Raw genomic sequence first — 13,379 nt, 5'->3', positions numbered from 1 at the left:
GCCGGAATAGAATATAAGGATCTCTGATCCGCTTAAAATACCGCTTATTTAAGTTAAGGATGATAAGTTAAAAATCCAAATACCAAATTGGTATAATGTTATAAAGTAATTTTAAATATGAAGTAATCGGATAGTTCTGGCGAAAATTAAAAGTTAAAAATATAAATGTCTAAGCGAGTTTAAAACAACATGATAACGCAAAATAGGAAGTAATCGGATCACAGATCCTGATATTCTATTCCGGCGGAGCGCAGATCCGCCGGCACATTAGTAAACGTAGTACTTGCGAACAGTAAAAATTAAACAGCGTTTCTATACAACCTGTGGCTGAAATGTCCTGCTATGAAAAGAGTCAACAAAGCATTTGACTTTAACTACTAGCCAACTCCGTTGGCGATAACTACTCTAACTCCTTTAACTCCAAATGACAATACCCAATAATGCATTTGGATTTTTCACTTTTCATTTTTCACTTTTCATTCTCACAGCGGCCTCCTCTATATTCCGTAGGTGAGACGCCGAACTGTTTTCTGAAGAATTTGCCGAACGAGTAATTTTAAATAGGAAGTGATCGGACAGTTCTGGCGAAAGTTAAAAATCTAAATGTCTAAGCGAGTTTAATACAACAGTATAAAGACAAAATTGGAAGTAATCGGATTGAAAATCCTGATACTAAATTCCGGCGGAGCGCAGATCCGCCGGCACATTAGTAAACGTAGTACTTGCGAAAGGATAACTCCTTTAACTCCAAATGACAATATCCGTCAAGGCATACGTCTTAACTCCTTAACTTCTTAACTCCATAACTCCTTGATTACTTTTACTTACGTTCTGCGCCTCCTCTATATTCCGTGGCTTCGACACGCGGTCTTCGTTGTTCGGCACAACGTCCATGTCGGCCACGCAGGCAGGCACGAGACAGCTCATGCCCTTTGTCAGATGCACTTGCTTTATCTCAGGCTCCTCGCCTTTCCACGACCTTATCACGATGTCGCTGCTGCCCTCAAGACACATATACACCACGAAGCTGTCATACTTATACAGCTTTCTGTGGAAAGCACGGTTCACCTCCAGCAGCTTCACCGTAAAGAATCTGTTCTCTGCCAGCAACACCGGATAGTTCATCTTGCGCGTGTAGTGCGTGCGGTAGTCGTCCTCCACCTTATAGTCCAGCGCCTCCGATGCCAGCGCCGTATGCAGTGCCCTTGGCTTGCCGTCAAGTCCCGGACGGTTATAGTCAAATATGCGGTATGTCAGGTCAGAGCTCTGCTGCACCTCAGCCAGCAGCGTACCGCTGCATATCGCATGGATGCGTCCCGACGGTATGTAGAACACGTCGCCCTCCTTCACGTCGTGAGATGCCAGCACGTCACAGATGCTGCCGTCCTCTATGCGCTTGCCATATTCATATTTCGATATCAGACTCTTAAAGCCGCTGTAGAGCTTAGCTCCCGGCTTTGTGTCCATAATATACCACATCTCCGTCTTGCCGAACGAGTCGTGATATTTACGTGCCATCTCGTCGTTGGGATGCACCTGTATCGACAGGTCCTTCGCAGCGTCGATAAACTTTATCAGCAGCGGAAACGTCTCGCCGTACATGTCATACACCGTGCGTCCTATCAGTTCTTCCTTATATTCCGTCACAAGTTCGTTAAGCTTGCGTCCCTGCAGCGAACCGTTGCCCACTATCGACTCCTTGCCCGGCACGGCACTTATTTCCCAGCTCTCGCCTATAGGCGTAGGGTCATTGTCTTCTATGCCCTTAAGTTTCTTCAGCAGGCTTCCGCCCCATATTTTCGAAAAGAAGTTGTTTCTAAATAATAATGGATAAAGCATGGTTTAGTCGTTTTATTGTTAGTGCACTATTATATCGATTACAAATATTTAGTCTATTCAAGCGGAAGTTTAAATTTACTACGCAATAAAATCTTATTTTCCATAAGCATTCTATATTGTCTTGATTTAGGCAAAATCTTTATTTTGCCTGTTGCCAGCCAATAATAATTATCATTAGCCTTTAATACCTCCAAATCTTTAGCCTTCTCTTTCAGCCATTCCTTCAGCCATTTTGACTTCGCAATCATCGTTGCCACATCGCTTGTGCTTGCCGGATGCACCTCAATGAAGTATGCTTTTTCGTCATAACCTAAAGCATAGTCCCAGCGCGACTTGTCAGGATAAATATCTCTTGTACATTTATCAATGTCTACACTTCCCTCCAGTTTTCTTGTATCATCCACCTGCACGCATGATGAATTTGCGCCAAAAGCTTGAATACCCTTTTTGTATCCGGCAGCAATATCAGGCGTATTTCTCACTGCACTTTCAAATTTAGTCATACCGCTGTTCTTCTTATTGTTCTGCATAGCGGCTGACTATTTCAGATGTCCTGCTTGAAAATGTAGATAGTCCTCCCCATTCAGATATATCCGTATCCTCATTAAAGGCATCTAACGTTGATATATCCGAGAATGTTACGCCCTCTTTTGTATACGACTTTGTCGAGTAAAACGTTTTTATTGTCTTCTCCTTCAAGTTATCAAACAAACCTGCGGCATTTGAATTTCTGCTTATACCAAACATCTCACACATGGCAATCTTGAATTCTTCTTCAGACAAATCAACCAAGTTGTTAAACGCCCAAACAAATTCAAGGAATGTTGTTGAATGAGTTGACACAACCACTCTCTTGCCATTCTGAATCAGTTCGAATATCTCCAACAACACCGACTGTATTGCTCGTGGATGAAGCCCCATTTCTGGTTCCTCAATAATAGCCAATTTGTAATCATTTTTATCAATGACCTGTGTAGGAGGACCTGACAAACAATATATTGCCAATAGTAACGGCATAAATTCTTTTTGTCCGGCACTCCATGCCATAAAAGGAATTTTCATACCGGCCACTTCCATTTTCATGTTCCGTTGCACCCCTGTTTTATCAAAAACGACCTTACCTCCATGAAAAATATTATCGTTTATCGATCTCTTTACAGCTCCCTTCAGTCGGCTTTTAATTGGAAATATTGTGTCAGGATTACCCATTCCCCCCTGCATAAATACGCGTAACGTTTCGCTAAACCATCTCAACACATAAGGAGTAGACGTATCATATTCCATAAAATTTCTGGGACGTCCTTCCGATATGCTCAATATTCTTTGTGCCGGAACATAAAATACAGACTCTTTTCTCTGTCCGGAAGCCTTTTGCTTAGATATTACATTAAGTAAATCTTGCGGAGAAAACGCCTCATTATCTAAAACTATCTTCGTATCTTCCCTAAATAATCCTGATAATCCTTCGCCAAAATACCAGTCTAAGATATTCTTTGCATCCGTTTTACTCAAAATAAAATTATAATTTCGAAGGGTTGAAACGATATGAGATTTATCTATGATAAGCTTAAGCAGTTCCAAAGACAAACTCTTTCCGCTTGCTTGCGGACCTATAAGAAATGTAAGGTCGCCAAAATTTATATTTGCCTCTTTTATCGGGCCGAAATTACTTATTGATAATTCCATAAACGTTTTCTATCATTACATAATATATAAATGCAAAGATAGTGAAAGGTGAGTGAAAAGACAAATAAAAAACGTAGTTTTTATTTTTGACTTTTCCGAGCCGCATCCTATCTTATTCAAAGATAGTGAAAGATAATGCAAATCGAAGGCAGAATCGTCAAGCGTGCTTGAACGTTATGCTGAGATGCAGCTTATCTTCTTTTAAAAAAAGGTGAGAGCAATACAAAATGAAAAATTTTACAGGAATTGCACAAAATAAATGCAGAATTCTGCCAAAATTGCATGAAATTAATGCAGAATTCCATTAAACTTGCACGAAACAAATGCAAACATAGTGATTGTTTAAGTGAATAATGAAAAGTGAAAAACGAAAAATCCAATTGCAAACATAGTGCTTGCGACAAGAATCCACAAGAGTAATGTACCGGCGGATCTGCGCTCCGCCGGAATTGGGTATTAGGAACCAACGGTCAGCGTTAGCTAATTTCAATCCACTTAAAATACCGCTAATTTAAGTGAAAAATGAAAAGTTAAAAATCCTATAGCCAATGTTAGCATAAAATTGTGATATAATGTGAAATAGGAAGTTAGCGGATTAAATAAATCCTTATATTCAATTCCGGCGGAGCACAGATCCGCCGGCACAATAGCAAACGTAGTGCGTCTTACGAAAGTGAAGAATGAAAAGTGAAGAATGAAAAATCCAATTGCAAACGTAGTTCTTGCGATAAGAATCAACATGGCATATGACTCTAACTCCTAGCCAACTTGTTGGCGATAACTCCTTTAACTCCTTTAACTCCAAATGACATGTGCCATTTCGACACTCAGCCCGTGGGTGAGACGCCGAACTGTTTTCTGAAGAATTTGCCGAACGAGGCCTGGTCGGCGAAGCCCAGTCTGTAGGCTATCTGTTTCACGGGCAGGTCGGTGCAGTCGAGCAGCCGTCGCGCTTCGGTTGTCAGCATGTGCGCTATGTGTTCGTTTACCGAGCGTCCCGACACCTTGCGCACTATGCGCGACAGGTAGGTTGACGACACGTTAAGCTGAGACGAATAAAACAATATGTAGTGCTCTTTAAGGTAATTGCCGATTAGCAGCTTTCTGAACTCGCGGTAAATCTCCACGGTGTGCGGCACCTTCGACGGATCTGCCGCGCATCCTGCCCTCAGTATCTCGGCAAAGCGCAACAGCAGCAGGTTAGACAGATGCAGCATCAGACCGTTGTAGTGCAGCTGCTCCGTGTTGATGTCAGAATAAAGCCCCAGCATCGTCTGCATACATTCCATTTCGCTTTCGCTCAGGCTCCTTATCGGCAGCGCGTTCTCGTTGGCAAACGAAATCATCTGGTTATACACGGGCGCATAGGCCGACAGGTCGTCAAAGTATGCCGGCATAAAGCTCACGCCTTCCATCATGAAGTCTTCGTCGGCATCGCTCAGCGACACCACCATGTTTGGTGTCAGAAAAGCCATAGATTTCTTCTTTAGTGTCTCTGTGCTGTAGTTTACCGAGAGCTTCACCGTTCCGCTCTTCACCAGTATTATGCTGAACGAGTCGCTGAGCATGGGCGCAACCTTATATTCTGTGCCCATGCCGGCTTTAGTGCTGAACACCGTAACCTCATCGCATGGCATCACGGTTTCATATCCCTCATGCCTTACCTCGTCAAAAAACGTGTCGTGAACGCTATACATCTTTCCGCAAATATTGTCTTTGGGAGACAAAGGTAAGAAATATTTGGGATTTTTGTTGTTATAAAACAAAGTGAATTGATTTGATTTTTATTTTTAAGTTCGAAGATATTTATAGCCTTAATACATAAACTTTCATAAAAATGATGCTTTGTCAACAACATTACTCGGAAAAAATCCTGAAAAACACTAACTTTGCAGTCGGAACGACTGCGAGTGTTCGCAAGTCGTGTTTAACAACAAAAGAAATGAAGACGATTGAACAGATAGACAAGATAAAGGCGACCGTGCTGTATGTGCTGGAGCATATGAAGAATGGGGTTGATTATATCCATCTCTTCAAGGTGATGTATTTTGCACAACAGGAACACTTGGTGGTCTATGGTTCTCCGATTATGGAGGATTCGTTTCTTGCTAGAAAGCATGGGCCTGTGCCGGCCTTTACATACAAGGCTCTGCGGGCTTTGGAAGGCAAAGTGGCTGTTGAGTCTGATGAAATGAAGTCGTTTACAGATGCACTTAATGTAAATATTGTGGATGGCCATCAGATAGTGACAGCACGCCAGTCGTGCGACTTGGATGAGTTGTCCGGATCCAACATAAAGATACTTGACAAGTGGATAGCAAGATGTAAGGATGTTAAAGCATTTGATTTGAGCGACATGTCCCACGACAAGGCTTGGAGTAAGGCAAAGGCGCAGTCGGAGAAGACAGGCGAGGATACCAAAATCACTATGTGGGACATGGCGAAAGCCGGTGGTGCTACTGTCGGAATGTTGAATGTTATCAGAGAGCGTCAGACCAACAAGCGTGCGCTTGAACTATGTTAGTGGTGTTTTATGGATTTAAGGGAACTACAAGACAGTTATCTTCGCAACGAGCGTGCGGTGACTGACGAGAAGATTGTACCTGGCGCATTAATCTTGACAATACTTTCTACTGATGACGGATTGGTGCTTAAGAATAGGACATCAAAGCCCAAACGACTGATAATCATTGGTGTTGACAGAAAGAATAATATATGTTACGGCTCTGTGTTGGTAAATACCAACATGAATTTACAGGCCACCTGGTCACAGGAATATTTGTCAGCCCAATATTTACTCAAAGCTGTTGATTATCCAGAGTTTCTTAGATATGATAGTTATGCTGATTGCGGTGAGTTATTCTCTATACCTGTGAGCAAATTGTATTCTGGAGAGTATTATGGTCTTCTGAACGAGCAAGATATGAATGGTATTTTTGACATTCTTGAAACCACGGATATTCTCTCTACCAAGGAAAAGAAACGTTTTGGAATCAAGAGACGATAATCTTAAATAGAATAAAAATACATAGGGCGGCTTCGGTCGCTCTTTTTTATGCCACAATGTGTCGTTTTAATGTAACCTCATCGCATGGCATCACGGTTTCATATCCCTCATGCCTTACCTCGTCAAAAAACGTGTCGTGAACGCTATACATCTTTCCACAAATATTGTCTTCGGCATACAAAGGTAGTGAATATTTGGGAGATTTTCTGCAATCTCAATATTATACCGTCTCAATTCCATCAAACGTAGTGTCGATGAAAGTAGATTTTATCATATTGCTTGTATTGATTATTTTTATCTACTACACCGATTTCAAATATTGTGGCATTATAGGCTCTTGCAGCTTCCATTCGATATTCATTGGAAAGTCGCCGTATGAGCGTATATAATCTACCAATCCGAAGCAATGGAAAGGACAGGTGTTGTTGAAACCGTCTTTTTTCTGTTCCCTGACGAATAACAGAAACTTCTTTTTGTTCTTTTTCTGTTCAACAAATCTTTTTCCACGGCCGGCATGAGAATCGTTATTTTGTGATTGCCAGTGAAATTTATATTCGCTTATAACATAATCGTCATATTGGGTACTTGGAGAAAAGTCTGCATCCGATTTGTTCAGTGTAACAAAGAAGGCTTCAGTGTTATACTCTTCAAAATTGAATGCACCGGCTACACTTCCCTGCATACGCCTCTCTGCAGTTTGTCTGCCAAAAATCGTGAATATATCTTCACGTGTGTAGTAGCCGTATTGTTCAAGGGCGTCAGGCAGGCCTGAACCGATAGAAAATGTCTTGATGTATAAATGGTCAATAAGATATTCCACAATTTCTTTTATCTCCTCTATGAATAAAGGATAATTGTTAAGCTGCCTGATAGCTACATCAATCGAATTGAGACCGAGGTCTTGAATTTTATCTTGGTATAAAACGTAATAAAGCATTAAGGCAAAAGTTTTGTCTTTTTCTTCCTTACAGCTTATATTACAGTTGTTTGCTATTGTTGCTTTTATGAACTTCAGGAAAGAAGCGGTATTAAAATGGATTAATTTACCCAATCCCTTTTCATATCGTTTTGTATAGCTGTCTTCCTTATAGTCGCAAAAGCCTGCATACTTCTTTAATTTAGTCCAGCATAAGTTATTCTTATAAATTAGTCGTATGTCCTGTCCGTTGTTAGCTATAAATTCAGACAAACTTGGACAAACGGTATAAGAGCGCAGCTCATTAATAAGTCTGTTCCTGTTATAAATTGCAGCTTTAATATTTTGCAATACATATTCTTTCGCTTTCTCCTCCATGTGAATGGAGCATCCATGCGGAAGTAATGTAAAACCGTTCTTAATTTGGTCAACAATGTTCTTGTCTGTATGAGTCATCAAGCTGCGGAAACGGCTTGCGTAATCATACTTTTGATTTAGTTGCGCAACAAAGTCTAAAACGGTCAATACTTGTTTGCCGGGATAAAGGCGCAATCCTCGTCCAAGCTGCTGCAAGAATATTGTGATACTTTCAGTAGGACGGAGAAACAAAACTGTATCAACAGCCGGAATGTCGACACCTTCATTATACATGTCTACGACGCATAGATAATTAATTTCGCCGTTAGAAAATCTTCTGTTTATAGATTGTCGTTCTTCCGAATTGTCAACAGTCAGAGATGCAGCTTTAAAACCGGCTTTGTTTAATTCTTCAGCCATAAAGCGGGCATGCTCTGTATTGGCGCAGAAGCATAACGCCTTGCATTTGTATTCATTGGCCAAATAATACCTGAGTTTATCAATGATCAGCGCAACCCTTTGGCTGGTACAAAGTTTGGTAATTATCTTTGAGGATATATATTTGTTTCCAGCCATTAATTCGTCATCGGTCAAATCTGTGTCGTCGCTTATGCAAAGGTATTGAAACGGTGTAAGCAAACCTTCGTCCAATGCTTGTGGCAGTCGTATTTCTGCACTTATCCTGTTGCAGAAGTCAGGCAAGAGACTTTGTCCGTCCATACGTTCTGGTGTGGCGGTCAGTCCAATTAATATTCTTGGAGCGAAATGTTCTATTATTTTTCTGTAACTGTTTGCAACAAGGTGATGGGCTTCATCTATTACGATATATTCATAATAATCAGAAGGCAGCTTTTCAAATATTTCTGCATAATTGGAATTAAACGTTTGTACCGACACAAACAGATGGTCGATATTGCCTGGCTTGAAATTGCCTACCCACATGTCGCCAAAGTTTGCATCCATCAACACACCCCTGTATGTAAGTAGTGATTGTTTAAGAATTTCTTCTCGATGAGCAACAAACAGTATCTTTCCGTATGGAATTTTATTTGCAGAGTTTATCTTATAGTCGAAAGCAGATATAACAGTCTTACCTGTTCCTGTTGCAGCAACAATAAGGTTCTTATTTATGCCGGCCTCTCTTATTGCCTGAAGCCTGTCTAAAATCTGTTTCTGGTGTGGCAATATTGAATATCGGTGAAGAACTACTTCACTTTTAAACTGTTCACGTTCTTTTCTTGTCTGTTCATAGAAACGTTTTATACCTCCTTCGTTGAAGTCCTCAAAGTTATGACTGTTCCAATATTGCTCAAATGTTGCTATAGCAGCTTTTAGTATATGCGGATTTTCAACGTTAGTGATTCTGATGTTCCATTCCAATCCGTCAGTTTGTGCTGATTTTGAAAGATTCGATGAGCCAATATATGCCGTATGAAGGCCCGAATTTCTTTCAAAAATAAACGCTTTGGCATGCAGTCGTTCTATTCTTGTATTATAAGATATTCGTATCTGTGTATTTGGCAGTGCAGCCAGTCGTTCCAGTGCTTTGGCTTCTGTTATTCCGCAATATGTTGTTGTAATGATACGAAGTTCATGTTCTGGATTAGAACAAAACTTCTTTAAGGCGTCATATATAAGATTAATTCCAGACAAGCGAAGAAACGATACGATTATAAATATCTTATCTGCGCATGTTATATCTCGTTCTATTTCACTGCCCAGCGATACCGTACTTTGTCCGCCGGTAAAAAGATTGCTTACCCTAAAACCAGATAAAGGACGAACCAAACTTTTGTTTGTAGCTTTTAGTTTTATTTCTTCCTCATTACTGATAACGGCAGTCAATAGTTTATCGTGTTCTTTTATCTTATCGTTGTTGTCGTCGTCAATAAGTTCTATTATTTTGTTTATATAATTGCGCTTTTCAATTAAGGATAAGGAGTCGTCATTCAGTTTATTTTTGATAATCTTGCTGATATAGGCTGTCAGTATTGATGGTGATTCGGCAATATCAATATCGTCCTTTTTACATATCAGTCCTTCGTCTTGAGCTTCTTCAATGTCTTTTGAAACTTGTTCTGAAATAATATTTTCGTATACGCCTTTAACTAATTTCATAAGAATGGATACCTTTTGTTGGTTTGTATTTTTTAGTCAAATGCAAAAATACAAATTAAAATGTAAATAGTCACAAATATTCAACGGTAATGCAGAAAATTTCGCTGAGTATTGTTGTTTAATATCTTATGCCAAACACCCAAATGCATACCAAAACATGGATGCCTATATTGATGAAGACCCGTGGCAGCAATACAAGGGATTTGGCGAAGATAAATATGTGGTGTCGTATCTCGAAGGTATCGACAGCGAACTGAAAAATATCATTGCTATATTGATGTAAAAATCAGTTCAGAAGAATAATTGAAGAAATAATAATATTAATGTTTGACGCACCTTGGAACGGCACAGTTTCAAGGTGCGTCCAATGTTTTTTATCCACAAAATGCAGTCATGATGAAAACACCTCGAAAATCTGAAACATTTTTATGTTGTTTTCCTTATAGTCCGCGTTATAATTGTCTGCAATGGAGCTGTTTGTTAAGCAAAAACAGTCTTGCAGCTTTCAAACTGTTAGTGATAGGTTTACGACCCGTAAATGGGCCACTTTTGCATCAAAAGTGGCTGAGTTTTTAACCGAAAACAATAGAGTTTTTTTGAGGAATTAGCAGAACTGGTGAACGGTTGGCTGCTTACGGACAATTATGCCGCAGACGATAGGGCAGGCGAGTGCATGGTGGGGTGTCGGCAGACTATAAAATAAAAATCCCGCCAACGTCCGCTTGGGGATGTTGACGGGATAATTCCTGAAATAAATTTCTTTACAGAAGTATCCCTGTGCGGGATGCCTGTGTGGCTTATCTTACTGTATGCCGAACTCAGCCTGCTGCTTGTTCACCTCTTCGAGAGTGCGTTTGCGCTCCTCGTCGGTCATTGTCTGCTTTGTTTCGGCGGTGTTGCGTGCGGCTTTGTTTACGGCTGTTGTAGGTTTATCGGTGTAGCATGCCGGCAGAGTGGGGGCTACGCTCTCTATTGTCAGCGTGTCGGCAGCGGGAGCATACACGCCGTCGTAGTATGAGCGCGCCGTGATGGTTATCTTGCCCGGCTTGTTGGTTGCCTGTATCAGTACGGGAGCCGAGCCCCATTCAACTATGCGCGGGTTGGCCATGATGTTGTCGCCGTCGCCTATTATGCGGCCTTCGCCCTCAACGCTGAAGTAGATGTTGTCCTTAGCCAGACGCTTAACGTTGCCGTTGTCGTCGGTAACCTCAGCCACAACAACAATGAAGTCGCTGCCGTCGGCTGTAAGTTCCTTGTCGAGCTTGTCGGCATAGAGGCGCAGTTTGGTAGAGCGGCGCGACGGCATCTTCTTCTCAGTAGCCACCACCTTGCCGTCCTTTATGCCCTCAGCCAGGAGCGACACACGCTGCCAGTTGCGCTGCTTGTAGCTGTATTCGCGCGCAGCCCAGAAGTTCCAGAAGTCTTTAAACACCACAGGAGCGCAAGGCTTGTCATTGTCGTCGTGAACAACGGGCAGAGTCATCACCTTGTCGCCCTCGAACATCGTAAGGCGCACACTGTCGCAGTTGGAGAACACCGTAACGTCGTTGTCGGAGAACTGAGTCATCTCGTTGGCGATGAACACCATAGGCTCGGCGTTGCGGTCTTGCGAGCGGAACATCTCGAAGGCGTATTTCTTCTGACGGAAGGCGTCGTATATGCCTCCGTAGTAAGTGTCAGGATGATAGCCGCGCTGATGGTCGAACGGATGCCAATGGCAACCGCCGTGTGGCCCGGGCCTTCGCAGCTGCACGCCGCCTATAAACTGGCGCTGGCCGTGGTACATCTCGCCGTAGGTGTCGCAGAGCGAGAGGGCTGCCATGAGCATAGGACGCTCGCCCCATGAGCGCGCCGCGCGGTTGATGTTGTTGTGTGCATACCAGTCGTCCACCATCTCGCCAAACTCGCGCGTGAAGACACACTTGTCTTCAGGCCAGTTGCCCTTGCCTATGTTGTCGGCCCAGTCGTAAACAACATCATAATTCTCCTTGACACCAGCCGACTGAAGGTCGGCAACGGCTACTGGACGGCCCGGATAAGGAAACTCGTCGCGCGTAATCTGCAATGCCTTCAGGGCAAAGTCTTCGGGATAGCGCGTCTCATTGAGTATAGGCTCCCACATCAGCACACAAGTGTGGTTGCGGTCGCGGCGTATGATGTTGCGCGTGTTCTCATGAACAAGTTCGCCAAAGTGAGGATCCTTGTTCCAGTATTGCCAGCCCGGAGTGGGCACAATGACAAACAGACCAAGCTCGTCGCAGGCATCCATGAACGACGGGTCCATGGGATAATGGGCGCAACGCACGATAATCATGCCCGCATCGCGCAGACGCTTGGCGTCGCGCCACTGCTGACTGTTGGGCAGAGCGTTGCCAACATAGGCAAAATCCTGATGACGGTTGCCGCCAATGAGCTGATGATAAGGCTTGCCGTTGAGCCAGAAACCGTCTTTGCCGCGGAACTCGGCCTTGCGGATGCCCATGCGCACCATGCCGCCGTCTACGCTCTTGCCGCCCTGCATGACGCTTATCTCAACGTTATAAAGATAAGGCGACTCGGGCGACCACAGTTCGGGATTCTTCAGTTTCATTGCAAGATATGCCGTAGCGCTCGACTTGGCGTCGACCTTTATCTTCTTTGTAACCGACTTGATGCGCTTTCCGTTCTTGTCTTTCACAACAACAGCCACAGTAGGCTGTACCGTTGAGGCTGATGTGTTGCCCACCTCTACGTTGACAAACACGTCGGCACTCTTTTCTGATATGTTGTCGTAATGAAGGAACACGCCGCCGCCTGCCACCTTGTTGGCCTCGAGCGCGTCTGTTATTGCCAGGGGCGACTTGCCAATGAGCCACACGTCGCGATACATACCGCCATGATAGCAGAAGTCGAGAGCCGTCTGCTTCTTTCCCGGCGGATAAGTCTTGTCGTCGCTGTTGTCGGCCTTCACCGCCACGACGCACTTGTCGCCGGCTTTTACGCCCTGTTCGGTCAGGTTGACGGTTATGGGCAGATATCCGCCCAGATGCTCTTTCACTTTCCTGCCGTTGACATACACCTCCTGCTTGCCCATAATGGCCTCAAAGTGCAGCGTGATATCCTTGCCCTTCATGTCGGTAGGCACGGTGAAATGCTTGCGATACCAGGCAATGCCCTGATAGTTGCGGCAGCCGCTTGCCTCGGCAGGCTCGAGTCTTACGCTGTGAGGGGCGCACACCACCTGCCAACGGCTGTCGTCAAAGTCGGCAGCAGCGGCACCCTGAGCGTCGCCAAGATGAAAGCGCCAGCCCTGGTTGAAGTTGTAGATAACGCGTCCGCTGCCCTGCAGGGGGAATAGCCCTGCCACAGAAGAGCCTTTGTAGGCTCCAGCCGTCAGCGAGACGAACAACAATAATAAAAGAAAAATCTTTTTCATGTTATGCTGATTAAATTGATGCTTTGATAAAAAGAAAACCC

General features: G+C 43.4%; 9 protein-coding genes. 3 read left to right on the top strand and 6 right to left on the bottom strand.

All coding sequences use genetic code 11. The features are described from left to right. Positions 1–786: 786 nt before the first annotated feature. The 4 genes from QVO66_RS03775 to QVO66_RS03760 all read right to left on the bottom strand — a co-directional run bounded on the left by QVO66_RS03775 (position 787) and on the right by QVO66_RS03760 (position 5,252). Positions 787–1,839, bottom strand: coding sequence for a type I phosphomannose isomerase catalytic subunit (locus QVO66_RS03775; protein ID WP_021854074.1), 1,053 nt, complete (start codon positions 1,837–1,839; stop codon positions 787–789). A 53-nt stretch (positions 1,840–1,892) separates the two neighbouring features. Further along, positions 1,893–2,342 carry a hypothetical protein gene (locus QVO66_RS03770; RefSeq protein ID WP_288172553.1) on the bottom strand — a complete coding sequence of 150 codons (450 nt, stop codon included), beginning with the start codon at positions 2,340–2,342 and terminating at the stop codon, positions 1,893–1,895. A 13-nt stretch (positions 2,343–2,355) separates the two neighbouring features. Next, on the bottom strand, positions 2,356–3,525 hold the full coding sequence (locus tag QVO66_RS03765) for an AAA family ATPase (protein WP_021854072.1): 1,170 nt from the start codon (positions 3,523–3,525) through the stop codon (positions 2,356–2,358). Positions 3,526–4,352: 827 nt separating this feature from the next. Then, on the bottom strand, positions 4,353–5,252 hold the full coding sequence (locus QVO66_RS03760; protein WP_288172551.1) for a helix-turn-helix domain-containing protein: 900 nt from the start codon (positions 5,250–5,252) through the stop codon (positions 4,353–4,355). A gap of 215 nt (positions 5,253–5,467) precedes the next feature. On the opposite strand from QVO66_RS03760, the gene QVO66_RS03755 reads away from it, so the two are divergent. Together QVO66_RS03755 and QVO66_RS03750 are read left to right on the top strand one after the other, a co-directional pair. Continuing rightward, complete coding sequence (locus tag QVO66_RS03755; RefSeq protein ID WP_288172549.1) at positions 5,468–6,049, top strand: Panacea domain-containing protein; 582 nt, start codon at positions 5,468–5,470, stop codon at positions 6,047–6,049. 9 nt (positions 6,050–6,058) lie between these two features. Next, positions 6,059–6,532, top strand: a complete 474-nt coding sequence (locus tag QVO66_RS03750; RefSeq protein WP_021854069.1) for a hypothetical protein — start codon at positions 6,059–6,061, stop codon at positions 6,530–6,532. A 301-nt stretch (positions 6,533–6,833) separates the two neighbouring features. Here the strand turns inward: QVO66_RS03750 and QVO66_RS03745 are convergent, their stop codons facing one another. Then, positions 6,834–9,923: a DUF3427 domain-containing protein gene (locus QVO66_RS03745; RefSeq protein WP_021854068.1), complete on the bottom strand. Its 3,090-nt coding sequence runs from the start codon at positions 9,921–9,923 to the stop codon at positions 6,834–6,836. A gap of 157 nt (positions 9,924–10,080) precedes the next feature. Here QVO66_RS03745 and QVO66_RS03740 point away from each other — a divergent pair, with 157 nt between their 5' ends. Then, positions 10,081–10,206 carry a hypothetical protein gene (locus tag QVO66_RS03740; RefSeq protein ID WP_021854067.1) on the top strand — a complete coding sequence of 42 codons (126 nt, stop codon included), beginning with the start codon at positions 10,081–10,083 and terminating at the stop codon, positions 10,204–10,206. 519 nt (positions 10,207–10,725) lie between these two features. Here the strand turns inward: QVO66_RS03740 and QVO66_RS03735 are convergent. Then, on the bottom strand, positions 10,726–13,338 hold the full coding sequence (locus QVO66_RS03735; protein WP_021854066.1) for a glycoside hydrolase family 2 protein: 2,613 nt from the start codon (positions 13,336–13,338) through the stop codon (positions 10,726–10,728). Positions 13,339–13,379 lie beyond the last annotated feature (41 nt).

This window comes from Prevotella sp. CAG:255, from assembly GCF_000431195.1.
GTDB lineage: Bacteria > Bacteroidota > Bacteroidia > Bacteroidales > Bacteroidaceae > Prevotella > Prevotella rara.
Note: the sequence above shows the minus strand (reverse complement) of the source record. Positions and strands in the feature narration are given on the sequence as shown.

Coding starts and splice junctions, on each gene's coding strand:
- QVO66_RS03775 (WP_021854074.1), bottom strand. CDS start 1,839: ATGCTTTATCCATTATTATTTAGAAACAACTTCTTTTCGAAAATATGG.
- QVO66_RS03770 (WP_288172553.1), bottom strand. CDS start 2,342: ATGACTAAATTTGAAAGTGCAGTGAGAAATACGCCTGATATTGCTGCC.
- QVO66_RS03765 (WP_021854072.1), bottom strand. CDS start 3,525: ATGGAATTATCAATAAGTAATTTCGGCCCGATAAAAGAGGCAAATATA.
- QVO66_RS03755 (WP_288172549.1), top strand. CDS start 5,468: ATGAAGACGATTGAACAGATAGACAAGATAAAGGCGACCGTGCTGTAT.
- QVO66_RS03750 (WP_021854069.1), top strand. CDS start 6,059: ATGGATTTAAGGGAACTACAAGACAGTTATCTTCGCAACGAGCGTGCG.
- QVO66_RS03745 (WP_021854068.1), bottom strand. CDS start 9,923: ATGAAATTAGTTAAAGGCGTATACGAAAATATTATTTCAGAACAAGTT.
- QVO66_RS03740 (WP_021854067.1), top strand. CDS start 10,081: ATGGATGCCTATATTGATGAAGACCCGTGGCAGCAATACAAGGGATTT.
- QVO66_RS03735 (WP_021854066.1), bottom strand. CDS start 13,338: ATGAAAAAGATTTTTCTTTTATTATTGTTGTTCGTCTCGCTGACGGCT.